We start from the raw sequence: 25,326 nt of genomic DNA, 5'->3' as shown, positions 1-25,326 counted from the left end.
CATTGAAAACAGTATAAAAAACCCACTGGGTTATGTCAGTTACAAAGGCCGCGCATTTTGTAGGCATTTGTAGCGAGTTCGATACAGAGCAGAGATCGCGTGCATCACCAATAATTTTAATTTATATAAAAGTAATTGTCATAAAAATTTAATGCAACTATTCCTACAAAATGTAGGACGAAATAAAGTCAGATTCACAAAAATATGACAATAAGATGACGATATGTATTAAAGGAGAAAAAATAATGAAAAAAATCATTTTTCTTTTGCCACTGTTAATGACGGCTTGTGCCAGTGTCAGCCCGCAGCAATATACAGGCAACAATGGTAAAACGGGCTATACCTTGACATGCAGTGAATTCAACACGACCTGGGAGCAATGCCAGCGCAAGGCGGGTGAACAGTGTGCCGGGGGGTATGAGCTAGACAAACGTTTGTCTTACACCGAAACCTTCCCTGATAGCGGTGATGGGATTTACAGACCAGCGAATAATCACCTGGCGGTGGTGTGTAAAGGCTAATCGCCTGTCTTGGCGCTGCTAGCCCAGTAATCGCGCAATTGCTTGCGCAGCGGCCTCGCCGCTACGGATCGCACTTTCTATGGTGGCCGGATAAGGGCTCGCGACATAGTCTCCGGCTAAAAAGATGCGGGCATGTGCGGTTTGAGGGCCAGGCCGCTTTAAAGCCGGGCTGCAACTGAAGGTGGCGCGTTTTTCTGTGATGATTTTTGTCCACAGAGGCGTTTGCTGCAATGTCATGTCGTAGTTGCCGAGCGCAGCATTAATCTCATTAAGGCAATGTGTGACCAGGACGGCCTTGTCCATCTCAAAGGGCGCATGCGCACTGATGACTACGGCGAGCAATCCGGCCTGGTCACAACACTGCCCGCGGTCAAACACCCATTGTGCCCAGCCGCCGCATAAGCCCATGATGGGGTGCGGCAAGCGCATCTGCTCGCTGAATTGCAGGTAAATGGTGGTAATGGGTTGATACTCGCGCCAGGGCAACGTAGGTGCGCCTGCGATGGTTTTCAGTTGGTGTGGTCCGACCGCAAGCACCACCGCATCAAACACTTCTTGTTGCTGATGTGTCAGTTTGCAACCATGTTCAAAAGCCTCGATGGCGGTGACAGTGGTCCCTAGCCTGACTGTAACCCCCCGTGTTTGTAGCTGCGTTAACAGCGGCTGAATGAGGGCGGTGGACAAATCAGATCTAGCCACTAGAAAGTCACTGTCCTGACGACGATGCTGAAAACTATCCCTGAGTACATTTAAAAATACCTGTGCACTGGCAAGCGCTAGCGGCGTGTTCAGTGCAGCCAGGCATAAGGGCTCCCACAAGTACTTGATCGCCAGTGGCGTTTGTTGTGCTTGAGCCAGTAAGCCGGATACCGGCATATCCTGCGCAAGCGTAAAAGCGGTTTTTTGTAACTGCCGCATCCAGCAGATGGCGCGCCATTTACTTTGCCAGTCCAGTCCCGTCGCGGTGATTAAGCCCCACAGCAGATGCAGCGGGGCGGGTAGCCATTCTGGGGTGACCAGCGAAATACGATGCTGGCCATCGTGCATGTGCAATGCCAGCGCCAAGCGCTTGAATACATGCCTGTGATCCAGGCCGGCATCGCGTAGCAAGGCCAGCGTGGCATGATAGGCGCCCAGGCAAAGATGTTGGCCGTTATCCAGCGTGGTTGAAGAGTGCAATACCCCACGTGCACGGCCACCTGCCTGCGGGGCGGCCTCAAAGACGCATACTTGATAGCCTTGCTGACCTAAGCGCAACGCCGTAGACAACCCGGCCAGACCGGCGCCAATCACCGCTACTCTGCGAAGCTTCGCGGTGGCGCTAACGGTTTGGGATGTTTTCTGATTAGCCCTGGATAACACTGCACTCATGAACGGCGGGATTTAAACCAGGCGCCCAGCGCCAAGGTGAGCTTTCTAAATGGCGGCAACGCAATTTTATGGTTAAGTACCAGGTTGGGATCTTGTTTGATTTCCTGCAGCAGTGTTCGGTAAATGGCCGCCATCATCAATCCTGGTAATTGGGCTTTCCGATCTTCTGGCGGGAGCTGCTGCAGGGCTTTGTCATAAAACAGTTCCGCGCGGGCAATCTGCTTGAGCAGCAAGGCCTGCGTTTGCGGCGTGGCTTCGCTATTAAGCAGTTGTTGCTCGGTGACACTGTCACGCTCCAGCTCATCCAGTGGAATATAAATGCGTCCGCGCCGCGCATCTTCGCCGACATCGCGGATGATATTGGTCAGTTGAAACGCCATGCCCAAGTCATGCGCGTATTGCAAGGTTGCCGGATTTTTATAGCCAAAAATTTGCGCTGAAAGCAAGCCGACCACACTTGCCACACGGTAACAGTACAGGCCCAGCTGTTCAAAATCCGCATAGCGATTGTATTGCGTATCCATTTGCATGCCATCGATGATTTCAATGAAATGGCTTTCTTGCAAACCATAGGTTTTGATGACGGGCTCTAAGGCTTTCGTCACCGGATGTTGCGGCGTGGCATGAAACAGCCGCTCAACTTCCTGTTTCCACCAGCCAAGCTTGGTTTGGGCGATCTGGTAGTCGGTACACTCATCCACCACATCATCCACTTCGCGGCAAAAGGCATACAGCGCCGTCATCGCCTCGCGCTTGGCTTTGGGTAAAAAAGCAAAACTCAGCGTGAAGCTGGAACCGCTTTCACGGGTTTTTTGCAGGCAATATTGTTGCGGCGTCATCGTTTAAACAGGGCTTTCAGCAAAATCAGTGGCCAATCATAGGCTTTCAAGGTCGGGCGGTGATGGTAAATATCGCCACGACAGGATTTTAATTTATGCACGATACGTTCGCCACCGGCAATCATCATGCGCAACTCAAAACCGATCCGTCCAGGTAGGGCGCGACCTAACGGTTTGCCAGCCTTTAACATGGCCTCAGCACGCCCCACTTGTGACAAAAAGAACTGTTGCCAGTGTCTGTCCAGCCGTTGAGCTCGCAAATCCTGCTCACTGATGCCTGCCGCCAGCATGTCCTCCTGACTCAGGTAAATCCGTCCGACGGTCCCATGCTTTTGCAGGTCTAGCGCAATGTCCTGATAAAAGTTAATCAGTTGCAGCGCGCTGCATATTTGATCGGACCACAGCCGATGTTGCGTGCTGTCACTGCCATACAGTTGCAGCATCAGGCGGCCAACCGGATTTGCCGAGCGGCGGCAATAATCCAGTACTTCCTCAAAGTTAGCATAACGGGTTTTCACCACATCCTGTTTGAAAGCATCGATGAGGTCGATTAACAGTTGAACATCGAGAGTGTGAGTCCGGATCACCGCTTGCAACGATTGAAACAATGGCTGTGAGGGCTGTATATAGGCCTGGATCAATAATAACTCATCTTCATAAGCCTGCAGGGCTTGCAGGCGCTCTATTTCGCTCGCGTTGCCTTCGTCTGCAATATCGTCTGCCTCGCGCGCAAACTGGTAAATGACCGTCACTGCATGACGTAAATGGGCCGGTAACAGCAAGGATGCAACCGGAAAGTTTTCGTAATGCGTGTGCGCCAGTGTCAGGCTAGGTTGGGGCTGGGCGGGCTTGGAAAAGGCATGCATGGCTTAAGTATGCCATAAATCCATGATACGCTTACGCCTTGCAGATGAACAATCATAAAGAGAACTTATGTTAGGCATTATTGGGGGCACTGGGCTCACCGCACTGGATAATTTGAACATTTCTAAGCGCTTGATCGTGCGCACGCCATATGGGGAACCTTCGCAGCCCTTAGTCTTTGGCGAAATCAATGGCAAAGAGGTGGTGTTTTTAGCCCGTCATGGTGGTGGGCATACGATTCCGCCACATGCGATCAATTACCGGGCCAATGTCTGGGCCCTGCATTCGGTCGGCGTCTGTGATTTGCTGGCAGTGGCCACGGTGGGCGGCATTACGCGTAATCTGATCCCGGGAGATATCGTCTTGCCTAACCAGATACTCGATTACACTTATGGCCGCAATAACACCTATCACGATGGCATAGAGCTGCCTGTGCGGCATGTAGACTTCACACAACCTTATTCACAAGCCATGCGTGAACGCTGTCTCAAAGCCGCTGCCGATGTGGGCTGCAGCGTGGTGGATGGTGGTGTGTATGCTTGCGTGCAAGGGCCGCGGCTGGAGACCGCCGCAGAGATAGACCGCTATGAGCGGGATGGTGCCACCCTTGTCGGCATGACCGGCATGCCGGAAGCGGTATTGGCGCGTGAATTGGGCGTGTCTTATGCGGCCATCTGCCCGGTAGCCAATTTTGCGGCTGGTCGCGGCGATAGTACACAATCTATCCAGTTTGAGCAGGTCATGCCTTTGCTGCAGCAAACCATGGATAAAGTCCGTGCCGTCATTGCGCAATACCTGTCAGATAATGATTGTTCTGTGGCTTAAACGGCAGTCAGAGGAGCAGAAATGGCAGTCAAACCTGTGCTGAGAATGGGCGAGCCTTTACTTTATCGGGTAGCAGACAAGATCACCGAGTTTGATACGCCCGAGTTGCATGCCTTGATTCAGGATATGCACGACACGATGACGCATATGCAGGGCGCAGGCATTGCCGCGCCACAAATTGGTGTCAGTTTGCAGGTGGTGATGTTCGGCGTCGGTGCCAATCCGCGTTATCCAGACGCCGAAGCCGTGCCTTTTACGATTTTGATCAACCCCGAACTCACACCTGTGGATGAGGCAGAAGAAGAGGGGTGGGAAGGGTGTCTGTCTGTGCCTGGCATGCGCGGCCTGGTGCCGCGTTATCAGCACCTGCATTACCGTGGCTTTGACCCGCAAGGCAACGTGATTGACCGCACAGTGAGCGGCTTTCATGCGCGGGTGGTCCAGCATGAATGTGACCACTTATTTGGTGTGCTTTACCCCATGCGTATCCGTGATCTGAAAAAATTTGGCTTTAATGATGTACTTTTTCCTGGAATAACGCTTCCAGATGACTGATTGTTTGCTATAATGCGCGCTTTCGGGAAGAGTGGCAGAGCGGTTTAATGCAACAGTCTTGAAAACTGTCGAGGGTTCACGCCCTCCGTGAGTTCGAATCTCACCTCTTCCGCCAGACATGAAATGCCGCAGTTTTGCGGCATTTCTATTTGCAGTTTTTTATATTTACATGAAGGAACCGTCATGGCTCAAATCATTATCGATAGCAACCCATCCCAAGAGAAATTGAACGAGCTGGGCGTGTCCAGCTGGAACATTTGGGATTGCCCTCCATCAAAATTCCCACTCGACTTCACCATGACTGAAAAAGCCTATGTGTTGGAAGGTGAATTCAAAGTGACGCCAGCTGGTGGCGAAACTGTTACCATCAAAGCAGGTGACTATGTAGAGTTTCCAAAAGGCCTGAAATCCCAGTGGGAAGTCGTCAAGCAATTGAAAAAACACTACAAACACTTTTAATTGAAGTGGTAGTATGATGAAAACCCTGTCAATCCGGCAGGGTTTTTTGTTGATGGGCCTCCGTTATCCTAAGCAAGAAAGGAATACACATGAGTCATCATCCAGTGAATCAAATTAAGGTCGAGCGTCCCAGCGCCGAGACACTCGCCGCACTTGGTGTGGATCAGTGGCCAACCTGGTCAAAAGAAGTCTCTATTTTCCCCTGGCAATATAGCAGTAGCGAGATTGCTTATATCTTGCAAGGGGAGGTGACCGTGACACCTAAAGATGGCGAGCCGGTGAGTTTTGGGGCGGGTGACTTAGTCACCTTTGCCAGTGGGCTGGATTGTGTGTGGGAAGTCAAACAGCCGTTGAAAAAGCATTACCATTTTGAGTGATTTCAACGACAAGTGCCAAAAAATCCCTAAGCCTATACTGTTAGGCTATCAGAAACTGATTTGAATCGGGAGGCGCGTTGCTCGCTAGGCCAAATGGGCTATTGCCATTATGTGCTGGTCTCTATAAAATGGCTTTAAAATCAATTAATTATTTGGTGAGGTTAGCATATGAAGATCGCTTCAGTTCTCGCAATGGCAGCTTTGATATTCTCTTCCGGTGCTTATGCCGGACTCAATGGGAGTACGGTAAATTCTACATACTACTACAACGGCGGAGCTTATGCTTTTGGCAACTCAGCCACCACATTCAATGCAGCGGGTACCTCCGCAGACTTGGTATTTGGTTCTTTTAACGTTAGTGTGACAGATAACCAAATTACTTATACCTTTCTTAAAGATACTTTTTTTGATTACTCAGCACCGTCCTATACCAGCAATGGGATTGTAATCAACAGTGGTAATTTGTTGAGCTTTACGGGCGCAGATCGCATTACTAGTGTGACCTATGACTCACAGTCTTTCCAAACTACAGATCTCAGCTTCACTTTTAATGATAATCAAGTCGGCCTGAATTGGGAGAATGTCTCTTTTACAGCGGGTTCAAAAGTGATTTTAAATTTGGTGACAACCCCAGTGCCTGAGCTTGAAAATCTTGCATTGTTGTTGGCTGGGCTGGGTTTGATTGCCGTACGGCGTCGACAACTATAAGTGATGGCACTTCTACAAAAAGCCCTTGGCATTGCTTGCCAAGGGCTTTTTGCTTGTCTTAAGACCAACCACTATCAAAGCGTGTTCAATGCAGATTTGAGATCCTCTAACTGTGCTTCATCGAGCATAGACCCATGGCAGTTTGAGATTAAAAAACTATCTTCTACCCGGTTGCCTAAGGTGTTGATTTTGGCATTATGTAATGCAATGCCATGTTGCTGAAAAATCAGCGCCATACTGGCCAATAATCCTGGGCGGTCATTGGCGATGATATCCAGCTGTTGAAAAGGCTGGTCTGCGTCCTGTGGATTGGGCACGGCTTTAAAACTCACTTGCGTGCTAATCGGCATATGTTTGACTTGCCTGCTGACCCGGCCGCGAATTGGCGCGGGAATCGCCTCATGGCTGATCAATTGCGTATTCAACCCTTGTTCAATATGCTTCAATAAGCCGTTATAGCTGATCTGCCGTGTTTCAGGTTCCAGCACAATAAAGTTATCCAGGGCATAGCCGTGAGCGGTGGTGTAAATCTTGGCCTGCACAATGTTGTATTGCATGCTGTCAAAAAAATGGCAGATACGGGCAAAAATCTCTTTTTGATCTCGGCTGTAGATCATCACCTGAATGCCATCCCCTTTGGGGCTGAGCCGGGCACGCACAATGGCTTGTTCGGTATTGAGATGCGGAATCAGTAATCGGCTTTGCCAGGCGATTTCATCACTGTCAAAACGACTGAAATAGCCATTGCCAAAGGCTTGCCACAGGGCTGCCACGGAAGACTCTTTAAGGTTGAAACTGCTAAGTTTCTGCAACACTTCCTGCTTGCGTAAGCTGAGCTGGGCTTCGGTATTCAGTGATTGTTGCAGCACTCGCCGCGTTTGCAAAAACAGGCTCTCGAGCAGTTTGGCCTTCCACGCATTCCACACATTCGGGCTGGTGCCGCGAATGTCGGCCACCGTCAGTAAGTACAACGCTGTCAGGCGATATTCTGTCCCCACCAGATGCGCAAAGGCTTCAATCACATCGGGGTCGGATAAATCACTTTTTTGTGCCGTGCTGGATAGTTTTAGGTGTGCCTCAACCAGCCAAGCGACTAGCTCTGTATCCGTTTTGCTTAAGCCATGTTGTTTGCAGAATCGGCGCGCGTCCAGGGTGCCCAGCAGCGAATGATCGCCGCCACGGCCTTTGGCAATGTCGTGAAAAATGGCCGCCAGATAGAGCAAATGTGGCTGGCTGAATGCATTAAATAGTTGGCTGCACAGCGGAAATTCGTGTCTCAAATCGGGTTTGGCAAAGCGTCTGAGGTTGCGTAAGACATTCAGCGTGTGCTCATCTACCGTATAGACATGAAACAGATCATGCTGCATTTGTGCGATGACGCGGCCAAATACCGGGATATAGCGGCCGAGGATGCCATAACGGTTCATGCGCCGCAGGCTGCGGTGCACACCTTCGCGGCTGTGCAAAATTTGCAGGAACAAGGCTTTGTGATTGGCGCGTTGTCTGAATTGATGGTTGATCAGCGGCTGTGCCGCCTGCAATGCACGTACGAGCGGCGCACTAAAGCCGGTAATTTCCGGGTATTGCTGCAGGAGTTGAAAACATTGCAAGATGGTTTCGGGCTTGCGTTGAAACAGGTCTGGCGCATTTGCACTCAGCAAGCCCTGAGACAGGCTAAAGTCTTCTGTTAATGCTTGCGGCGGCTTGGTTTCTGGCTGAATGCGTGCATGCAGTAATTTCAGCAGGACTTCATTTTCTATGATGACCGCTTTGGCACTCCGGTAAAAGCCTTGCATTAACTGTTCGCTGGCACGTTTTTGCGGATTGGTCTCATAGCCCATCTGCTCCGCCAGCGTGTTTTGAAAGTCGAATACCAGGCGGTCTTCCCGGCGCTTGGCCATCAAGTGCAGGCGGATGCGCAGGTTTTGCAGCAAACGTTCGTGTTTTTTGAGTTGAATGGCTTCATGCCGACTTAATAACCCCGCCTGGGCAAGCGCGTTCCAATCACTGCCCAAGCCCTGGCTTTGCGCGACCCAAAGAACCATATGCAAATCCCTGAGGCCGCCTGGACTCTCTTTGACATTGGGTTCTAGGTTGTAAGCCGTGTCATGAAATTTGGCATGACGGATTTGTTGCTCACGCAGTTTTTCAGCAAAAAAACGGGCTTGGTCCAGCTGTGTATGCAGTAACTGCGTCAGGGACTGGAAAGTTTTTTTGTCTCCGCTCAGCCAGCGGGCTTCCAGCAGGTTGGTCATGATGGTCACATCCAGCTGCGCTTCGTCCAGGCACTCTTTGAGGCTGCGCACGCTATGACCGATATTGAGACCAATATCCCACAAGGTGCCAATCAGCGATTCAACCAGCGTCTGTAGCGCAGCATCGCTGTTTTCCGGCATCAGGATCAGCAAATCAATGTCCGAGTAGGGAAACATATCGCCACGGCCATAGCCGCCGACCGCAACCAGGCAAGCACTCTCTGGCAGGGCATAAGCCTGCCAAATCTGTTTAAGCAGTAGATCGAGTGAGCGCGTATGTTGTTGTAGCAGGCGTTTGGCTTGCGGCTTGGCCAGATAAGCATCGGCCAGTTGTTGACGTGTCAGTTGTACTGACGCTCGCCAATGCTTGAGATGTTCCTTGCCAATGACTGTCATGCGGGACTGACCATCGACATGCGTGCCTTAGAGCGTGGGCCGGGCTGGCGTACCCGCTGAGACGGTCATGATTTCAAAGCCCTCTTCAGTGACGAGTACGGTATGCTCCCATTGTGCCGACAGGCTACGGTCCTTGGTGACCACGGTCCAGCCATCCGGCATGAATTTGATGTCGCGGCGTCCAGCATTGATCATGGGTTCGATGGTAAAAATCATGCCAGGCTTGAGCGTCAAACCTGCCCCGGGTTTGCCATAATGCAACACTTGGGGCTCGCAATGAAATTTTTTGCCGATGCCATGTCCGCAAAATTCACGCACAATGCTGTAACCATTTTTTTCTGCAAATGACTGAATCGCATAGCCAATATCGCCCAAGGTGTTGCCAGGTTTGACCTTTTCTATGCCGCGCCACATGGCCTGGTAGGTGAGGTCGCACAGCCGCTTTGCCTGTGGTGAGACACTGCCGACCATAAACATGCGTGACGTATCGCCATGATAGCCGTCTTTGATGACTGTGATGTCCAGGTTGACGATATCACCATTTTTAAGCTCTTTTTCGCTAGGGACCCCATGACAGATTTGCTGGTTAATCGAGGTGCAAATAGACTTGGGGTAGGGTGCATGGCCATCTGGTGCATAGTTTAATGGGGCCGGGATCGCTTGTTGTTCATTGACGATGTAATCATGGCAAAGCTGGTCCAGTTTGTTGGTGGTCACCCCCGCCACGACAAACGGTGTGATGTAGTCCAGCACTTCTGAGGCCAGACGACCTGCGATGCGCATTTTTTCAATTTCTTCGGGGGTATGCAGAACAATTGCCATAAACGAGTGACCGCTCTTACGTTAATCCGTTTCCCAGACAGGCTTTCGGAATCATTAACTAAAACAACATTCTAACATAGACACATAGCAGTCATGATGTTTGGCCTACTTCGCTCAAGGAATGCGCAAGAACGCCGTTAATAGAGTTGAGTCATAAAAGAAACTGACTGGCATTAGTGTAATTGATCCCGACATGGCACTTGATGGCAATGATTTATACTCGGGCATGATTTTAGCTGGAGCACACTTATGGTGACACTCACCGATGCAAGAGCCAACCGCACCGTTAAAGATTGGGTGGCTTTTTTTAAGGCGGCAGAGATTCCGGTCTTGCGGCAGACGGCCAGAGAGATCGCTCAATTACAGGCGCGTGAAGATGAAACGGGCGCCCGTGACATTACCCGTGTGGTCATTAATGATCCGCTCATGATGTTCAAGGTGTTGGCGTACGCCAATAATCATCGCAGCCGTCATCAGTTACAGGACCTGGTACAGGTCGAGCAGGCAATTATCATGATGGGCACTGGCACGTTTTTCGCGCAGATTCCTACCGTTCCGCATGTGGAGGATGTGTTGCATGAGCATATGTCCGCCTTGATCGATTTGCTCAAGCTCATGATACGGGCTCACCGTGCCGGTTATTTTTCCGCAGAGTTTGCCTCGCATTTGATGGATTTGCACGCAGAAGAGGTGAGGGTGGCAGCCTCGCTGCATGATTTTGCCGAAATGCTCATGTGGTGCTTTAACCCGGATGCGATGGGCGAAATCAGCCAGCGCCAGGACGCAGATAAAACGTTGCGTAGCCGGGTCGTTCAACAAGAGGTGCTGGGTTTCAGATTGCTGGAGTTACAGGCCGAGCTGGTGCAGGTCTTTAACTTGCCGCCATTGCTCAGTGACCTGATGGACGAAGCGCGCGCAGACCTGCCCAGGGTGCGCAATGTGCAGTTAGCCGTGAATCTGGCCAGACATTCTGCCGACGGCTGGGATAATGCTGCCTTGCCCGATGACTACAAAGATATTGCCGAGTTGCTGCATGTTGATGTTGAGCGCGTCAAACATATCGTCGGCGTGCCACAACATTAGTCTTGTGCGGCTTGTTCGCTTGCGATCAGGCGCTCATGACGCTGGGCCAGCACATCGGTGACGGCCTGATGTATCCGGTCAATCACTTGCTCCCAAGCTTCGTCATCCCCCTGTCTGAACAGGCGCATGCCTGGATACCACGGACTGTCTTCGCGCTGTTGTAACCAGCGGAAATGCGCATGTTGCGGCAGTAATAACCAGACCTCTTTGCCTAAGGCCGCAGCCAAATGCGCGACGGCCGTGTCGACTGATATCACCAGATCCATTTGCATGATCAGCCCCGCAGTGGCGGTAAAGTTTATTAATTCCGGGTGATGACATTCCAGCATGGGAAACCGTTTGAGCATGATATGGTCTTCGCGCCTGAACTCTTTTTGCAAGCTGTGCCATTCGACTTCCATATTCAGCAGAGGCGCCATCAGAAAGAGCGGAATACTGCGCCACTGATCATATTTGTTCGTCGCCTCGCCACACCAGTTGAGCCCGATGCGCAACCGACGGCCAGGCCCCAGTAATTGTTGCCAGGGTTCACTGTGGCGTGCCTCTACCCCCAGATAAGGCAAGCCGGCCGGTATCGTATCCAGTTGCGTGTTAAACACCGCTGGCAAGCTCAGCATGGGGCAGAATACGTCAAAATGCGGCAGGCTACGTCCATCCTGGCAAACGACCAGAATCGTTGCATCATGCGCCCAATACTCATTAAACAGGTCAAATAAAGCCTCAGGGACGGCTAATACCAGATGGTTAGGTTTGCAGGCTTGAACCATAGGCAGATAACGGCAATATTGCAGGGTGTCGCTCAACGTCTGCTCGGCCCAGATCAGAATGGTTTTGCCGACCAGAGCGCCTGCCGATGACCATAACAAGTTTAAATCTGGCCGGTGTTTGTCCGCAAGCACTTGAAAACGCGCCGCATACAGCGGCCAGCCGGCTTCGAATTCTCCGCGTGCCAATCGCAGCATACTCATGGTATATCTGGCTTGCGCATGATTCGGCGCCAATTTAAGCGCCGTCTCCAGGCAGGCGTAAGCCTCATCGTGCTGCCTGTTTTCATACAGCGCCAAGCCCAGGTGGCATTGGGCAGCCGCATACCCAGGGTTCAACTGCAAGGCCAGGCGGAAATCGGCAATCGCTTCAGTGTACTTCCCCAGCTGGCATAACACCACGCCACGGTTGTTGTAGGGTAAATGCAAATTCGGTTGATAGCGGATAGCTTCATCAAAACTTAGCACGGCCTCTTGTGGCTTGCCCTGTGATTGCAGAATCAAGGCGCGCTGATGATAGGCATCGGCAAAGTCAGGCTGTATGCGGATCGCCTCGTTCATGCATAACAGTGCATCGTCTGTTTGTTGCAGTTGCATGCATAACACCCCCAGACGATAGTGAAAATGGGCATGCTCCGGATGCGCCACCACCGCCTGTCGTAAAACATTGGCTGCCTGGTCGACTTGCTGCAGTTGCAGCATCAGGTCAGTACATTCGGTAAAGGCGGGTAGTCGTTGCGGGTCAAGTTTGATGGCGGTACGCAGGCGCAAAATGGCTTCTTGCGTTCTGCCCAGGTTTTTCAGTGCGCGTGCATCCAGGTAATAAAGCTGTGCCTGTTTGGCATCCAGGGCAATGGCTTGTTTGTAGCACTCATGCGCCGCCTTGAACTGTTGTGTGCGCATATGCAGGTTGCCTAGCTGCACTCGCAGTTCCAGCAGGTCAGGCCGCAAACTGATCGCTTGCAGCAAATATTGCTCAGCCGCATGAAACTCCTGGTTTTGCAGCATTAGGCCTGCCAGCTTCTGATAGGCATCCCACTTCTGCGGATCGGCAGCAATCAGTTTCAGCAGTTTTGCAATGGCTTCATTGTTCATGGGATAACTGGCAACACTTCAAGCGATTGCGGGCGACCTTAAATGGATGGATGGCGGATTAAGGTACAATAAGCAGCTGTCAGCGTCAACGACCTGAATGTCATTTACCCAAAGAAAGGAAACTCAATGCTGATCAAACTGATCATGTACGGCCTGTTGTTCTGGTTAGCCCTCTGGGGCTATCGCCAATATCAGCAGCCTTCTACACGTGTCAGCGTCGGCATGAAAGCTCCGGCATTCAGTCTGCCCGATGCCCAGGGAAACCTGCGGCAACTCTCCGAATGGCAGGGTAAATGGCTGGTGCTTTATTTTTATCCCAAAGATGACACCCCTGGTTGTACGCGCGAAGCTTGCCAGTTCAGGGATGATATCCAGCAGATCCATGCCCTGGGTGCCGAGGTGGTAGGGATCAGTGTCGATACCGTTGCCAGCCATGCCGCATTTGCGCAAAAACACCGCTTGTCTTTTCCGTTGCTGGCGGACAGCAATGGTCAGGTGGCTGATGCCTATGGCGCCTTGTTTAACCTTGTCGTCTTCCAGGCCGCCAAACGCATGACCTTTATTGTTGACCCGCAAGGCGTCGTTGCCGAGTCCTACAGCAACGTCAATCCTGACGGGCATAGCGAGGCCATCATTCGTGACCTCAAGCGCCTGTCGGCTTTTTAGTGAGTATCGCCATGCAAGCCCTTTCCCTGATCGTCGCCCATGCAGACAACCGTGTCATTGGTCAAAATAATCAGTTGCCCTGGCACCTGCCCGAAGACCTCAAGCGCTTCAAACAACTGACCATGGGCCATCACATTATTATGGGCCGCAAAACCTATGAGTCGCTGGGTCGCTTGTTGCCCGGGCGCACCACGGTAGTCGTCACTCGTGATACTGAATACGCGGTTGAAGGAGCCAAGGTTGTACATTCACTGCCACAAGCGCTTGCAGCCTGTGCCGGTGATGAAGAACCCTTTCTGATTGGCGGCGCGGAGTTGTATGCACAGGGCCTGCCTTATGTTACGCGGCTATACATTACGCGGGTATATGCTCATGTCGGCGGGGATGCATTTTTCCCGGAAATCGAGATGCATGATTGGGAATTGGTGAGTGAGGAAGGGCATACCTCGGAGAATGGCTTGCATTATAGTGATATGGTTTATCAGCGGCGATGATAGAAGCCTTTGGCTTGATGCATCGAAAAAAGAATAAGGTTATTCTTTTTTCGATGCTTAATCTCAATCCAAGTTAGTCCAGTTTTTCGTCATTCCGGCGTAGGCCCAATTCATGCAAGGTTAATACTAATCTGATTAAAATTGAAGAGCGCGTATTGAATTTGCTGCAAGTCTTCTTAGATATTTACGGAATTCCACCTTTCTTTTTCGCCTGTAGGCGAGTTACTTTCTGTTGCTTGTCCCACAGAAAGTAACCACAACTAACGGAGTGTTGCGGCGTAGGCTAACCTTTAGGTTAAGCCACAAAGTGGCGTCCGTAGCCAAAGAAGAGGGCACCCAGCCATCACGGCCTACGGCTTCCTTGTGTTGTTGGCTACGGCCGCTACGCTTAACATTGCTGCGCAAGTTAGCCTACGCCGTAACAGACTGCGCTGCAGTCTTAGTTATCAACAAAGTGGGCGTCCATCGAAACTCGCCCTAGCAGCTTGCACACCCCGCAAGCTGCCACGGAGCTCGCACAGTCGCTCCCTTGTTTCTTACTTTGTTTCCGCTACTCAGCGTGATGGGATGGGATTTGTCGCGTCAAACTCACAGCCTAAAAATTTGGACCGTTCAAAAACTCAAATTCTTTTCTTTTTAGCCCACAAACGGTGGCGCTGATGGGTTTTCGGGCCCCTATCTGCCGCGCCGAGTAGCGCAGCCAAAACAAGGAAGAAGGGAGCGACTGTTCGAGTCCCGCAGCAGCTCACGTATTTTGTGAGCTGCCAGGTCGAGTTTCTTGACCGCTTGTTTTGGCGAGCAACGCAGGAAACAAGCGGAAGCTAGGGTGTCTTGTTCTTTGCCTTCTTTCTTATGGACAAGCATAAGAAAGAATGGTCGCCTAAAAGGCGAAATAAATCATTCACCCATCCTGTTAATGCCTAATACAACCTTGTTCAATGTACGCAAAGAAAGGTGACTAGCTCACAGGCGAAACAGAGGTCTCGGTAAAATAGCAAAGGCAACCATTAAGTTGCCTTTGCTGAAGCTCACAAAAAAGAAAGCTCAGTAAAAAACAGCTGAGTGAAGCTAAAGAGCTAATCTTCCTGCTGCACACAATCCACGTAATACACGGCTTTACCATCCACGACTTGCTTCACCAAACCATGGTTATCGGTCTCAAAGCCCGGGAATTTCTCGTTGAATTCGCGTGCAAATTTGAGGTAGTTCACAATGACCTTGTTAAAGCGTTCACCTGGAATCAGCAGTGGAATACCTGGCGGGTAGGGGGTTAAGAGCACAGCAGTCACGCGGCCTTCGAGTTCATCAATGGCCACGCGCTCAATTTTGCGGTGCGCCATTTTTGAGAAGGCGTCCGTCGGTTTCATGGCTGGCACCATGTCAGACAGATACATTTCTGTAGTCAGGCGGGCGACGTCATTGGCTTTGTAGACTTCGTGAATTTGTGTACACAAATCTTTGAGGCCGACGCGTTCATAGCGTGGATGCTTCTGCACAAATTCCGGCAGCACTTTCCATAATGGCTGGTTTTTGTCATAGTCGTCTTTAAACTGTTGTAACGCGGCGACCATGGTGTTCCAGCGGCCTTTGGTAATGCCGATGGTAAACATGATAAAGAACGAGTAGAGACCGGTTTTTTCGACGATCACGCCGTGTTCAGCCAGGTACTTGGTCACAATCGCTGCCGGGATGCCGAATTCTTCTGAGAATTCACCATCTACATCCAGCCCGGGCGTGATGATGGTGGCTTTGATCGGGTCCAGCATGTTAAAGCCTTCGGCCAGGTTGCCAAAGCCGTGCCAGCGCTCATTGGCTTTCAGCATCCAGGCATCTCGTTCTTCCAGACCGTCTTCGGACAAATCGGTCGGGCCCCAGACTTTAAACCACCAGTCGGTGCCCCATTCTTCGTCGACCTTGCGCATGGCGCGGCGGAAGTCCAGGGCTTCTTTGAGTGATTCTTCTACCAGGGCGGTGCCGCCTGGGGCTTCCATCATGGCGGCAGCCACGTCACAGCTGGCAATAATCGAGTATTGCGGGCTGGTAGAGGTGTGCATCAGATAGGCTTCGTTGAACACATCGCGGTCCAGGCGGTTCTGGTCAGCATCCTGTACCAGAATTTGCGAGGCCTGGCTTAGGCCAGCCAGCAGTTTGTGCGTGGACTGGGTGGAGAACACCATGGATTCTTTACAGCGTGGGCGGTCTGCGCCAATCGCGTGGTAGTCACCATAAAAGTCATGGAAGGTCGCGTGTGGCAGCCAGGCTTCATCAAAGTGCAGGGTGTCGATCTTGCCATCCAGCATTTCCTTGATTTCTTCAACGTTGTATAGCACGCCGTCATAGGTGGATTGCGTGATGGTCAGTACGCGTGGCTTGGCGTTTTTGTCGGTGGCAAACGGGTTGCGTTCGATTTTCTTCTGGATATTTTCCCAGGCAAACTCGCTTTTCGGAATCGGGCCGATAATGCCAAAGTGGTTACGCGTTGGCATCAGGAATACCGGCACCGCCCCGGTCATGATGATGGAGTGCAATACGGATTTATGGCAGTTACGGTCAACCACCACGATGTCACCAGGCGCGACGGTGGAGTTCCAGACGATCTTGTTCGAGGTCGAGGTGCCGTTAGTGACAAAATAGAGGTGATCGCAGTTGTAAATACGTGCGGCATTGCGCTCGGAAGCGGCGACCGGGCCGGTATGGTCCAGCAATTGGCCGAGTTCATCTACCGCGTTACACACGTCTGCCCGCAGCATGTTCTCGCCAAAAAACTGGTGGAACATCTGGCCGACCGGTGATTTCAGAAACGCGACGCCACCGGAGTGACCGGGGCAGTGCCAGGAGTAGGAACCATCAGCCGCGTAATGCGTCAGCGCCTTGAAGAAGGGCGGTGGCAGGCTGTCCAGGTAGGCCTTGGCTTCGCGGATAATCAGGCGTGCCACAAACTCTGGCGTATCCTCGTTCATATGGATAAAGCCATGCAACTCACGCAGCACATCATTTGGAATGTGGCGGCTGGTGCGGGTCTCGCCATGCAAAAAGATCGGAATCTCTTCGTTACGGTAACGGATTTCCTGTACAAAATTACGCAGCTGCTCGATGGCTTCTGGTTTCTCTTCAACGATCTCCTCATCGTCAATCGACAGGATAAACGCCGAGGCACGGCTTTGCTGCTGCGCGAAAGAGGTGAGGTCGCCGTAGCTGGTCACACCAAGCACCTCCAGACCTTCCTCTTCAATCGCTTTGGCCAACACCCGGATGCCCAGGCCAGACGAGTTTTCTGAGCGAAAATCTTCGTCAATAATCACAATGGGAAATCTAAATTTCATAAAGGAATCCTTTTACCGCTTAAGACACAGAGGCACAGGGAAAGTCAGCGCTTAACCCTGTGCCTCTGTGGTGAAATGTTCTGATTGTGTTCAAGAGTGTGATTATATCTTTGGTAATGTGACACCAATTTGACCTTGGTATTTGCCACCACGGTCTTTATAACTGGTTTCACAGACTTCATCAGACTCCAGGAACAGCACTTGTGCACAGCCTTCACCTGCATAAATCTTGGCTGGCAACGGCGTCGTGTTACTAAACTCCAGCGTCACATAGCCTTCCCACTCAGGTTCAAACGGTGTCACATTGACAATAATGCCGCAGCGCGCATACGTGGACTTGCCCAGGCAAATCGTTAACACGGAACGCGGGATGCGGAAGTATTCGACCGTACGTGCCAGTGCAAACGAGTTGGGAGGAATGACGCAATAGCCTTTGCCTGAGACCTCGACAAAAGACTGTGGGTCAAATGCCTTGGGGTCGACAATGGTGCTGTTGATGTTGGTGAACACGCGGAATTCGTCCGCACAACGGATATCGTAGCCGTAAGAGGAGGTGCCGTAAGACACAATTTTTTGACCATTCACCTCGCGGACCAGCGTGGGCTCGAACGGCTCTATCATGCCGTGTTGTTCAGCCATCCTGCGTATCCATTTATCAGACTTAATGCTCATTACGATATCCAGTCATTTGCGTCATTAACGCATGCAATAAAGAGAAAAAAGCGGAGTTTAAACTCCGCTTTTAGTGAATGCAAATAATAACAACAATTACAGTTAAATTTGCAAATTTTTTTGGCTTTGAGGCGAATTAATCTACCGAGGAGGCATGAGCCCCCAAGGTTTACTTATCGCCGCCTAATTCAATGCTGTAACGCCAGAATTGATCTTCCGCTTCAAAAATCACTTTGGACGCTTCAGGATCGCGGCTGCCAGCAGGGTACTGATGGACCGGGCGCTTGTCTTCTGCCCAGGCTTTCACCACTGGATCCACCAGGCGCCATTGTGCTTCGGCTTCAGAAATATGCAGGTAGTTGGAGTTGTCACCTTGCATCAGGTTCAGCAGCAAGGCCTCGTAAGCATCTACGGAGTCGTCTGCGTCCCAACGGTTGGCTGCATCCAGCTGGATAGTACGGGTTTGTACATCCAGGCCAGGAATCTTGGACTGGATTTCGAGCTTGATGCACTCACGTGGCTGGATGCCGATGATGAGCCAGTTTTGGTCCTGGTCATTGATTTGCAATGGCGCTTTTTTGAAGCGGATAGCAATACGCGTATCGGCTTCGTGCAGGCGCTTGGCGGTGCGGATGTAGAAAGGCACCCCTTTCCAGCGTGGGTTATCAATAAACAGTTTCAAGGCAGCATAGGTTTCTACTACGCTGTCATTGTTGCCCAGTTCTTCGAGGTAGCCTGGCACTTTTTCGCCATTGATTTCACCGGCACTGTATTGCGCGCGGAAAGCATGCTTTTCCAGTTCGTTGACTGGGATAGGGCGAATCTGCTCCAGCAACTTGATTTTAGCGTCACGTACGCCTTCCGGTGACAGGTCTTTTGGCAGCTCCATGGCGGTCAGTGCCAAGGTTTGCAGAATATGGCTTTGCAACATGTCGCGCAGAGCACCTGTGCTGTCGTAGAACTGCGTACGGTCGCCTACACCCAGCATTTCGGTGTTGGTGATTTGCACATGGTCAATGTACTGGTTGTTCCAGATCGGCTCTAACACGGTATTGGTAAAGCGTTGCAGCAAGATGTTTTGCAGCGCGGATTTGCCCAGGTAGTGGTCGATACGGTAAATCTGGCTTTCTTTCAGGTGCTTGGTGATGGCAGCCTGCAGTTCTTTGGCAGATGGCAGATCGGTACCGAATGGTTTTTCGATCACCACGCGGCGCCAGTATTTGTCTTCCTGAGTCAGGCCGACATTGGCCAGTGATTCAACGACTGGTGCAAAGTCTACCGGACGTACTGAGAGGAAGTAAGCCAGGTTCTGCGGAAATACTTTTTCGTCGCTCAGCGTGGCTTTCAGTTTGTTGAACGCGTCTGGGTCAGTCGGTGGGTTGGCATGGTAGAAGTTACGGGCGATAAAGCGCTCGAAGACTTTCTGGTCATACCCTTTTTTGAATTTGGTATCCAGCATGGATTTGATGTCTGCACGCCAGGCATCCAGATCAACCACTTGACGGCCAACGCCGATAATTTTCATGTCATCAGGCAGGCGGCCCAGCAGGTCTAGCCTGAACAAACCAGGATACAATTTTACGCGGGCAAGGTTGCCACTCGCGCCAAATAATACCAGGGTGCATGGATCAATTTTATTCGTCATTTCTAACCTTAAGATAAAAATGTAAACGGGAAAGGGCAGGCCTTTCCCATATGTTTATGACTAGCGCTAATAAGTTCTTAAACTTAGTCGTGTCAGCATGTGGCTATGAACAAATAAGCAAAAGCCTCTCATCATGAGAGGCTTATATCACTTACTTGGTTTTCACTGAGTGGCCACCGAATGCATTACGCATCAGTGACAGCAGCTTGTAGCTGTAGCCTTCAGAGTCTTGGCTTCTGAAACGTGCTTGCAATGCAGTGGTCAACACTGGCGCTGCCACACCTTGCTCAACCGCTTCAACCACGGTCCAGCGGCCTTCACCGGAGTCAGCAACGTATGGTGCAATTTCTTGCAGGCTTTGGTCTTGTTTGAGTGCTTCAGCCGTCAAGTCGAGCAACCAGCTGCGTACCACGGAACCATGACGCCACAGTTCAGTGATTTGTGCCAAGTCCAGGTTGAACTCTTCTTTACCTTTGATCAGGTCCAAACCTTCAGCAAAGGCTTGCATCATGCCGTATTCGATCCCGTTGTGGATCATTTTGGTGAAGTGACCAGAACCGACAGGGCCAACGTGTGCCCAGCCGCGATCCGCGTGGGTCAATGCCTGTGCATAAGGCGCCAATACATCAGCATATTGTTTTTCACCGCCGTACATCAGGCAGTAACCGTTATCCAGGCCCCAAACGCCGCCGGAAGTACCACAGTCGATAAAGCCGATACCATGTTCGGCCAACATTGCGCCACGGCGCTGACTATGTTTGTAGTTTGAGTTGCCGCCATCGACGATGATGTCGCCTTTGTTCAGCATCGGGATCAAATCTTTGATTTGATTTTCGGTGATTTCGCCAGCGGGCAACATCAACCAAACAATTTTTTGGCCTTCGAGTTTGCTAACTGCATCCGCAACGGAGGTCGCTGCTTCCAGGCCTTCTTCTTTAACCAGTCTGTTAACGAATTCGGTGTTAAAGTCAAAACCAACCACGTTAATTTTGTGACGCAGCAAGCGAGCAGCCATGTTACCGCCCATTTTGCCCAAGCCAATCATTGCTAATTTCATTCGGATTTTCCTATGGTGTGAGGATAGTTTAAGAGACACCCATCTTTTGGATGGCATGAACCCGATCAGTGCTTCGGATAATTTTGCAGAATTATCATGTCGAGTCAGCTATAATTATAACAAATGCAGTCACGGTCTAAAAGGCTGCGCAAGCTTTTTTGTATTGTTTTTTACAGGTTTTCTATGTCTTTGAATGCTCAAACCCGTTGGCACACGTTTCAATCCCAGGAAGAAATCAACCAGGCAGCACTTAACAGAATTCTGGCGGCTGCTGACGCCGCCATTGCCAAGCATGGCAGTTTTCTGATTGTACTGGCAGGCGGCAGTACACCCAAGGCGGTGTATCAGTTGTTGGCAAAAGCTGATGCCGACTGGTCCAAATGGCATGTCTATCATAATGATGACCGTTGTTTGCCAGTCGATCATGTGGATCGCAACAGCAAAATGGCGCGCGATGCGTGGTTAAGCCATGTGGCGATTCCTGAAAATCAGATTCATGATATTCCGGCCGAGCTCGGCAATGTGGCTGGCGCGCTGGCTTATAGCGAGATCCTTAAAGGCGTGCGCACCTTTGATCTGGTGATTTTGGGGCTGGGTGAAGATGGGCATACTGCTAGTTTATTCCCAGGCCAGGCGGTTGATAACAGTGCCGATGCCGTGCCAGTGTTTAACTCGCCCAAACCGCCCGCGGATCGCATTACGATTAGCCAAAAGCGGCTGAACGATACGCATGAGGTCATGTTTCTGGTGACGGGGGCGGGCAAGCAGGAGGCGGTGGATAACTGGCGTAAAGGTGTAGCGATTCCGGCGACATTAATCCAGTCACCGAATGGTGTGGATGTCTATTGCTTTGGTGTGGTTTTGAGCTAAATCGTTTTAAGCTCCCGAGAACATAAAGGCCACAGAGAGAACTCTTTGTGGCCTTTTTTATCACCTTGTGCGTGCTGTCGCTAAGATGGTTTTTTATTTTGCTCGGCCAGTAACTGCTCGAGCAAGCCAATTTGCTGTTGCTGCAAGTCTATAAGTTCCTGCCACTGTTGCTCGCGCAAACCATCCATTTTTTCATGCAGCAGCAAAATCTCCAGTTCTGCTTTCAAGTTCACTTCATAGTCATGCTCTGCATGTTTGCGGTCTATTTCTGCCTGCCGGTTCTGTGACATCAGGATGATGGGGGCTTGTATCGAGGCCAGCATAGACAAAAACAGATTGAGCAGAATATAAGGATAGGGGTCAAACGCACGGTCATATTTGAGCAAAATGACCGAGTTCAGCACGACCCAGGCGATCAGCACCAGAGCAAACACAAAAATAAACGTCCAGGAGCCGCCAAAACGAGCTACGGCATCGGCGGCCCGTTGAGCGGTGGTCATGCTACCGTCACTCTCATCTGCCGTATTGCGTGACACATGCCTGCGCTCGGTCAGGTGCCGGGCGACGCGCTGGGTGTGCGCGTCCATGGCGTCATAATCCTTGCCGATCAGCGTTTCTGCAATCTCATGTTCACTGGCGGTCATTGCAGTCTGTCGGCTTGATTGATTATGTATTTTGAATGACGATGTTGGGGAACTTGGCGCTATGGTCCAGGCTGGCAATGGCGATTTTGCTTGCTGCTTTGCGTGCAATTTCTTTATACGTTTTTGCAATGGCGCCATCCGGCATGGCGACTACGGTAGGCTGGCCGCCGTCTGCTTGCATGCGGATATTGATATCCAGCGGCAAACTGCCGAGCAACTCCACGTTATAGTCTTTAGCCATCAAGGCGCCGCCGCCTGCGCCAAAAATATGCTCTTCATGGCCGCAGTTGGAGCAGATATGCGTACTCATGTTTTCAACAATGCCTAAAATCGGGATGCCGACTTTTTCGAACATTTTCAGGCCCTTGCGCGCGTCGAGCAAGGCGATGTCTTGCGGGGTGGTGACGATAATCGCGCCGGTGACCGGAATTTTTTGTGCCAGAGTCAGCTGGATGTCGCCGGTGCCAGGAGGCAGGTCAATCACCAAATAATCCAGATCCTGCCAACGTGTATCGCGCAGCAATTGCTCCAGAGCGCCGGTCACCATCGGACCGCGCCACACCATGGGCGTGTCGGTATCGACCAGAAAGCCGATGCTCATGGCCTGGATGCCATGCGCACGCATCGGTTCTATGCTCTTGCCATCGGCGCTATCCGGTCGGCCGGAAATGCCTAGCATCTGTGGCTGGCTAGGCCCGTAAATATCCGCATCGAGCAAGCCGACGGTGGCGCCTTCAGCAGCCAAGGCCAGTGCCAGATTGACTGACGTGGTGGATTTGCCCACGCCGCCTTTACCAGACGCCACGGCAATCACGTTTTTTACGTTAGGCAGCAAGTTGACGCCGCGTTGCACGCTATGCGCCACAATGCGGCTGCCAACATTGACGGTGATTTTGCCAATGTCGGCAATGCTTTTTAATGCCTCGGTAATTTGTGCACGTATCAGGTCCAGTTGTGTCGCTGCAGGGTAGCCTAGCACCACATCCAGGCTGACATCATTGCCATTGACTTGTATATTTTTGATTGATTTGCTGCTGACAAAGTCCTTGCCAGTATTGGGGTCTATGCTCAGTTTGAGCGTGCTTTGAATCACAATATCGCTGATGGCCATGCCTTGAATTCCCGCAGAAATGCCTGACTAATTAAATCAGGAATTCTACTCCATCCCCCCTGATTCGTCATGCAATCTCTGCGTTAGTCGTAGCTGGCTGTGAGCGTACACAGGGGCTATGGTCAGGATAGTGCTTTTGAAACGTCTCAAAGCAATGCGCCCAGCTCCACTGGCTGCGGGCCTGCTCGCGTATCGCCTCCTTGTCCAGCAATGAACACTGCGCAATAGCTTGCGCAAGATCCTCGGTCAACATGCCTGAAAAACCATGTTTGATCACATCTCTGGGCCCCGTCACATCAAATGCTGCCACGGGCAGGCCGTTACACATCGCCTCTATCATCACAATGCCAAACGTATCGGTGCGGGAGGGGAAAGCAAACACATCATGCTGCGCATATAACGCCGCCAGTGCCTTGCCATATTGATAGCCAACAAAATTGACGCGCGGGTATTTTTGCTTAAGCTGGCTTAAATAAGGGCCATCGCCAGCGATGGTGATGTCAAACGTATCCTGATGCTCACATAGCGCATCCAGGTTTTTTTCACGGCTCACCCTGCCGACATTCAAGACGCGCAATTTTTGTCCGGCCACTGGCGGCTGCGCAACGCTCAATAACTGTTCTGAGACGCCCCGCGACCAAATCACCAAGTGCTTGAATCCATGCGTCTGCAAGGTCTGGCGCATACTTTCGGTGGTGACAAAGGTGGCATGTGCACCTTGGTGAAACCAGCGTAAATAAGCATAAGTCCAGCGTGCGGGGATCCACCACATTAATTCGAGATATTCAGGAAAGCGCGTGTGATAGGAGGTCGTAAACGCAATCCCGCGCGATTTGCACCAGTGGCGCGCCACCAGGCCCATGACGCCCTCGGTGGCAATATGCAATTGTTTAGGCTGGATGCGGTTGAGTGTGCGCCACAGGCGCAAGGGTTGGATATTGAGCTGGATTTCAGGATAAAACGGCAACGGTATCCAGCGATACAGGCTAGGGTGCAAAACACGAAAACGCAAGTTGCGTGATTTGGCCACCCGCCGCAGGTTTTTGTAGGTCGTAGAGACACCATTGGTTTGCTGAAAAGTGTCCGTCACAATCAACATCGTCATCATGCAAGCTCCGCAACAAGGTGCCATGATCTTGCCAAGCCAGCATGACGAGTTTATGAACATCTCGCTTTAAAGCTGCGATAACCATTGCCCAACTGATCATCCCTGCGCACATGCTTCACGGGTGTTCAGCTCGCTGTAAGTTTTGACCATGCCCCGGTAAGTTAAGCGTAAGGCTGGCTTGCTAAGGTAAGCACATCGACGACAGCAGCACGCAAGCCGCTAAAAGTCTCGGTAATACACGCTTTAGTTTCAGTTAAACAATAATTCTGGAGAACACGCATGAACAAACTACTTGCACTCACCTTGTTAGCCATCAGCTATACCCATCACGCCAATGCAGATACCCTGCTGCAAACCGCGGATCAGGAAGGCAACTTCAAAACCTTTTTACAAGCAGTTAAAACTGCCGGCCTGGAAAGCACCCTCAACGATAAAGGCCCGATTACCCTGTTTGCCCCTAACGATGCCGCCTTTGCCAAATTGCCCAAAGCCAAGCTCAAAGCCTTGATGGCTAACCCAGCCGAGCTCAAAAAAGTGCTCAGCTACCATATCTATCCAGGCAAAATTACCTCGGCAGACGTGAGTGCTGGCAAGGTTAAATCGCTAGAGGGCGCTGACTTGAAACTCACTGTGACTGATGGCGTAAAAGTGGACAATGTCAAAGTGATTGGTGATGAAATCAATGCTGATAACGGAGTGATCCATACCATGAGTGCGGTGCTGATTCCAAAAGGCTAAATGGATCGTATCGATTAGCTATTTAAGAAAAAGCCTTGCTTACGCAAGGCTTTTGCTAATCTGG

The 25,326-nt window shown here is 51.1% G+C and carries 24 protein-coding genes and 1 tRNA gene; 12 read left to right on the top strand and 13 right to left on the bottom strand.

Features of this window, described 5'->3' with window-relative positions:
- Nucleotides 1–245: 245 nt before the first annotated feature.
- Nucleotides 246–521: a hypothetical protein gene (locus tag AACH41_RS08900; RefSeq protein ID WP_275355654.1), complete on the top strand. Its 276-nt coding sequence runs from the start codon at nucleotides 246–248 to the stop codon at nucleotides 519–521.
- A gap of 18 nt (nucleotides 522–539) precedes the next feature.
- Here AACH41_RS08900 and hpnE read toward each other — a convergent pair whose 3' ends face one another.
- The 3 genes from hpnE to hpnC are packed head-to-tail and all read right to left on the bottom strand — an operon-like array spanning nucleotide 540 to nucleotide 3,597.
- Complete coding sequence (gene hpnE, locus AACH41_RS08895) at nucleotides 540–1,892, bottom strand: hydroxysqualene dehydroxylase HpnE (RefSeq protein WP_338654562.1); 1,353 nt, start codon at nucleotides 1,890–1,892, stop codon at nucleotides 540–542.
- Complete coding sequence (gene hpnD, locus AACH41_RS08890) at nucleotides 1,889–2,731, bottom strand: presqualene diphosphate synthase HpnD (protein WP_275355651.1); 843 nt, start codon at nucleotides 2,729–2,731, stop codon at nucleotides 1,889–1,891. Before hpnD ends, hpnE begins: the two co-directional genes overlap by 4 nt.
- Nucleotides 2,728–3,597: a squalene synthase HpnC gene (gene hpnC / locus AACH41_RS08885; protein ID WP_338654558.1), complete on the bottom strand. Its 870-nt coding sequence runs from the start codon at nucleotides 3,595–3,597 to the stop codon at nucleotides 2,728–2,730. The genes hpnD and hpnC overlap by 4 nt, the downstream gene beginning before the upstream one ends.
- A gap of 67 nt (nucleotides 3,598–3,664) precedes the next feature.
- On the opposite strand from hpnC, the gene AACH41_RS08880 reads away from it, so the two are divergent.
- The 6 genes from AACH41_RS08880 to AACH41_RS08855 all read left to right on the top strand — a co-directional run bounded on the left by AACH41_RS08880 (nucleotide 3,665) and on the right by AACH41_RS08855 (nucleotide 6,519).
- Nucleotides 3,665–4,420, top strand: a complete 756-nt coding sequence (locus AACH41_RS08880; protein WP_194748021.1) for an S-methyl-5'-thioinosine phosphorylase — start codon at nucleotides 3,665–3,667, stop codon at nucleotides 4,418–4,420.
- Between the two features lie 21 nt (nucleotides 4,421–4,441).
- Entirely contained in the window at nucleotides 4,442–4,975 is a 534-nt protein-coding gene (gene def / locus AACH41_RS08875) for a peptide deformylase (protein ID WP_338654554.1), read from the top strand.
- A gap of 25 nt (nucleotides 4,976–5,000) precedes the next feature.
- A tRNA-Ser gene (locus AACH41_RS08870) sits at nucleotides 5,001–5,090 on the top strand.
- 68 nt (nucleotides 5,091–5,158) lie between these two features.
- The gene (locus AACH41_RS08865) at nucleotides 5,159–5,434 is read left to right on the top strand and encodes a cupin domain-containing protein (RefSeq protein ID WP_194748017.1); all 276 of its coding nucleotides are present in this window, start codon (nucleotides 5,159–5,161) and stop codon (nucleotides 5,432–5,434) included.
- 104 nt (nucleotides 5,435–5,538) lie between these two features.
- A complete protein-coding gene (locus AACH41_RS08860; RefSeq protein WP_275356382.1) occupies nucleotides 5,539–5,811 on the top strand; it encodes a cupin domain-containing protein in 273 nt (90 codons plus the stop codon).
- A gap of 168 nt (nucleotides 5,812–5,979) precedes the next feature.
- A complete protein-coding gene (locus AACH41_RS08855) occupies nucleotides 5,980–6,519 on the top strand; it encodes a hypothetical protein (protein ID WP_338654551.1) in 540 nt (179 codons plus the stop codon).
- Nucleotides 6,520–6,593: 74 nt separating this feature from the next.
- On the opposite strand, the gene AACH41_RS08850 is transcribed toward AACH41_RS08855, so the two are convergent.
- Both AACH41_RS08850 and map read right to left on the bottom strand, forming a co-directional pair.
- On the bottom strand, nucleotides 6,594–9,170 hold the full coding sequence (locus AACH41_RS08850; protein ID WP_338654548.1) for a [protein-PII] uridylyltransferase: 2,577 nt from the start codon (nucleotides 9,168–9,170) through the stop codon (nucleotides 6,594–6,596).
- Nucleotides 9,171–9,197: 27 nt separating this feature from the next.
- On the bottom strand, nucleotides 9,198–9,992 hold the full coding sequence (gene map, locus AACH41_RS08845) for a type I methionyl aminopeptidase (RefSeq protein WP_275355642.1): 795 nt from the start codon (nucleotides 9,990–9,992) through the stop codon (nucleotides 9,198–9,200).
- Nucleotides 9,993–10,241: 249 nt separating this feature from the next.
- Between map and AACH41_RS08840 the strand changes: the two genes are divergently transcribed.
- Complete coding sequence (locus AACH41_RS08840) at nucleotides 10,242–11,075, top strand: HDOD domain-containing protein (RefSeq protein WP_338654546.1); 834 nt, start codon at nucleotides 10,242–10,244, stop codon at nucleotides 11,073–11,075.
- Here the strand turns inward: AACH41_RS08840 and AACH41_RS08835 are convergent.
- Complete coding sequence (locus tag AACH41_RS08835) at nucleotides 11,072–12,934, bottom strand: tetratricopeptide repeat protein (RefSeq protein ID WP_338654543.1); 1,863 nt, start codon at nucleotides 12,932–12,934, stop codon at nucleotides 11,072–11,074. The two genes, AACH41_RS08840 and AACH41_RS08835, sit on opposite strands and share 4 nt — an antisense overlap.
- A 126-nt stretch (nucleotides 12,935–13,060) precedes the next feature.
- On the opposite strand from AACH41_RS08835, the gene AACH41_RS08830 reads away from it, so the two are divergent.
- Entirely contained in the window at nucleotides 13,061–13,600 is a 540-nt protein-coding gene (locus AACH41_RS08830; protein ID WP_338654542.1) for a peroxiredoxin, read from the top strand.
- 11 nt (nucleotides 13,601–13,611) lie between these two features.
- Nucleotides 13,612–14,094, top strand: a complete 483-nt coding sequence (locus tag AACH41_RS08825; protein WP_338654540.1) for a dihydrofolate reductase — start codon at nucleotides 13,612–13,614, stop codon at nucleotides 14,092–14,094.
- A gap of 1,076 nt (nucleotides 14,095–15,170) precedes the next feature.
- Here AACH41_RS08825 and AACH41_RS08820 read toward each other — a convergent pair.
- From AACH41_RS08820 to gnd, 4 genes are all read right to left on the bottom strand, one after another.
- Nucleotides 15,171–17,417, bottom strand: coding sequence for an arginine/lysine/ornithine decarboxylase (locus tag AACH41_RS08820; protein WP_338654538.1), 2,247 nt, complete (start codon nucleotides 17,415–17,417; stop codon nucleotides 15,171–15,173).
- A gap of 102 nt (nucleotides 17,418–17,519) precedes the next feature.
- Nucleotides 17,520–18,089 (bottom strand): dCTP deaminase, encoded by a 570-nt coding sequence (dcd, locus tag AACH41_RS08815; protein ID WP_275355635.1) that lies wholly within the window; start codon nucleotides 18,087–18,089, stop codon nucleotides 17,520–17,522.
- Between the two features lie 169 nt (nucleotides 18,090–18,258).
- Nucleotides 18,259–19,734, bottom strand: coding sequence for a glucose-6-phosphate dehydrogenase (gene zwf / locus AACH41_RS08810; RefSeq protein WP_275355634.1), 1,476 nt, complete (start codon nucleotides 19,732–19,734; stop codon nucleotides 18,259–18,261).
- Between the two features lie 151 nt (nucleotides 19,735–19,885).
- A complete protein-coding gene (gene gnd / locus AACH41_RS08805; RefSeq protein ID WP_194747997.1) occupies nucleotides 19,886–20,791 on the bottom strand; it encodes a phosphogluconate dehydrogenase (NAD(+)-dependent, decarboxylating) in 906 nt (301 codons plus the stop codon).
- A 183-nt stretch (nucleotides 20,792–20,974) separates the two neighbouring features.
- Here gnd and pgl point away from each other — a divergent pair, with 183 nt between their 5' ends.
- Nucleotides 20,975–21,661, top strand: coding sequence for a 6-phosphogluconolactonase (gene pgl, locus AACH41_RS08800; protein ID WP_338654531.1), 687 nt, complete (start codon nucleotides 20,975–20,977; stop codon nucleotides 21,659–21,661).
- Between the two features lie 80 nt (nucleotides 21,662–21,741).
- Here the strand turns inward: pgl and AACH41_RS08795 are convergent, their stop codons facing one another.
- The 3 genes from AACH41_RS08795 to AACH41_RS08785 all read right to left on the bottom strand — a co-directional run bounded on the left by AACH41_RS08795 (nucleotide 21,742) and on the right by AACH41_RS08785 (nucleotide 24,524).
- The gene (locus tag AACH41_RS08795) at nucleotides 21,742–22,305 is read right to left on the bottom strand and encodes a DUF1003 domain-containing protein (RefSeq protein ID WP_313988113.1); all 564 of its coding nucleotides are present in this window, start codon (nucleotides 22,303–22,305) and stop codon (nucleotides 21,742–21,744) included.
- Between the two features lie 22 nt (nucleotides 22,306–22,327).
- Nucleotides 22,328–23,416, bottom strand: coding sequence for an iron-sulfur cluster carrier protein ApbC (gene apbC / locus AACH41_RS08790; RefSeq protein ID WP_275355630.1), 1,089 nt, complete (start codon nucleotides 23,414–23,416; stop codon nucleotides 22,328–22,330).
- Between the two features lie 67 nt (nucleotides 23,417–23,483).
- A complete protein-coding gene (locus AACH41_RS08785) occupies nucleotides 23,484–24,524 on the bottom strand; it encodes a glycosyltransferase family 1 protein (RefSeq protein WP_338654523.1) in 1,041 nt (346 codons plus the stop codon).
- Between the two features lie 279 nt (nucleotides 24,525–24,803).
- Here AACH41_RS08785 and AACH41_RS08780 point away from each other — a divergent pair, with 279 nt between their 5' ends.
- Entirely contained in the window at nucleotides 24,804–25,262 is a 459-nt protein-coding gene (locus AACH41_RS08780) for a fasciclin domain-containing protein (RefSeq protein WP_338654521.1), read from the top strand.
- Nucleotides 25,263–25,326: the final 64 nt, after the last annotated feature.

The sequence above is a fragment of the Methylophilus sp. DW102 genome, assembly GCF_037076555.1.
GTDB lineage: Bacteria > Pseudomonadota > Gammaproteobacteria > Burkholderiales > Methylophilaceae > Methylophilus > Methylophilus glucosoxydans.
This window is presented reverse-complemented; position numbering and strand designations above follow the sequence as displayed.

Excerpts from the sequence above, each read along its gene's own strand:
- AACH41_RS08900 (WP_275355654.1), top strand. The coding sequence starts at position 246 with ATGAAAAAAATCATTTTTCTTTTGCCACTGTTAATGACGGCTTGTGCC.
- AACH41_RS08825 (WP_338654540.1), top strand. The coding sequence starts at position 13,612 with ATGCAAGCCCTTTCCCTGATCGTCGCCCATGCAGACAACCGTGTCATT.
- apbC (WP_275355630.1), bottom strand. The coding sequence starts at position 23,416 with ATGGCCATCAGCGATATTGTGATTCAAAGCACGCTCAAACTGAGCATA.
- AACH41_RS08855 (WP_338654551.1), top strand. The coding sequence starts at position 5,980 with ATGAAGATCGCTTCAGTTCTCGCAATGGCAGCTTTGATATTCTCTTCC.
- def (WP_338654554.1), top strand. The coding sequence starts at position 4,442 with ATGGCAGTCAAACCTGTGCTGAGAATGGGCGAGCCTTTACTTTATCGG.
- AACH41_RS08865 (WP_194748017.1), top strand. The coding sequence starts at position 5,159 with ATGGCTCAAATCATTATCGATAGCAACCCATCCCAAGAGAAATTGAAC.
- AACH41_RS08785 (WP_338654523.1), bottom strand. The coding sequence starts at position 24,524 with ATGATGACGATGTTGATTGTGACGGACACTTTTCAGCAAACCAATGGT.
- dcd (WP_275355635.1), bottom strand. The coding sequence starts at position 18,089 with ATGAGCATTAAGTCTGATAAATGGATACGCAGGATGGCTGAACAACAC.
- map (WP_275355642.1), bottom strand. The coding sequence starts at position 9,992 with ATGGCAATTGTTCTGCATACCCCCGAAGAAATTGAAAAAATGCGCATC.
- AACH41_RS08820 (WP_338654538.1), bottom strand. The coding sequence starts at position 17,417 with ATGAAATTTAGATTTCCCATTGTGATTATTGACGAAGATTTTCGCTCA.
- hpnC (WP_338654558.1), bottom strand. The coding sequence starts at position 3,597 with ATGCATGCCTTTTCCAAGCCCGCCCAGCCCCAACCTAGCCTGACACTG.
- pgl (WP_338654531.1), top strand. The coding sequence starts at position 20,975 with ATGTCTTTGAATGCTCAAACCCGTTGGCACACGTTTCAATCCCAGGAA.
- zwf (WP_275355634.1), bottom strand. The coding sequence starts at position 19,734 with ATGACGAATAAAATTGATCCATGCACCCTGGTATTATTTGGCGCGAGT.
- hpnD (WP_275355651.1), bottom strand. The coding sequence starts at position 2,731 with ATGACGCCGCAACAATATTGCCTGCAAAAAACCCGTGAAAGCGGTTCC.
- gnd (WP_194747997.1), bottom strand. The coding sequence starts at position 20,791 with ATGAAATTAGCAATGATTGGCTTGGGCAAAATGGGCGGTAACATGGCT.
- hpnE (WP_338654562.1), bottom strand. The coding sequence starts at position 1,892 with ATGAGTGCAGTGTTATCCAGGGCTAATCAGAAAACATCCCAAACCGTT.
- AACH41_RS08880 (WP_194748021.1), top strand. The coding sequence starts at position 3,665 with ATGTTAGGCATTATTGGGGGCACTGGGCTCACCGCACTGGATAATTTG.
- AACH41_RS08840 (WP_338654546.1), top strand. The coding sequence starts at position 10,242 with ATGGTGACACTCACCGATGCAAGAGCCAACCGCACCGTTAAAGATTGG.
- AACH41_RS08780 (WP_338654521.1), top strand. The coding sequence starts at position 24,804 with ATGAACAAACTACTTGCACTCACCTTGTTAGCCATCAGCTATACCCAT.
- AACH41_RS08835 (WP_338654543.1), bottom strand. The coding sequence starts at position 12,934 with ATGAACAATGAAGCCATTGCAAAACTGCTGAAACTGATTGCTGCCGAT.
- AACH41_RS08830 (WP_338654542.1), top strand. The coding sequence starts at position 13,061 with ATGCTGATCAAACTGATCATGTACGGCCTGTTGTTCTGGTTAGCCCTC.
- AACH41_RS08795 (WP_313988113.1), bottom strand. The coding sequence starts at position 22,305 with ATGACCGCCAGTGAACATGAGATTGCAGAAACGCTGATCGGCAAGGAT.
- AACH41_RS08850 (WP_338654548.1), bottom strand. The coding sequence starts at position 9,170 with ATGACAGTCATTGGCAAGGAACATCTCAAGCATTGGCGAGCGTCAGTA.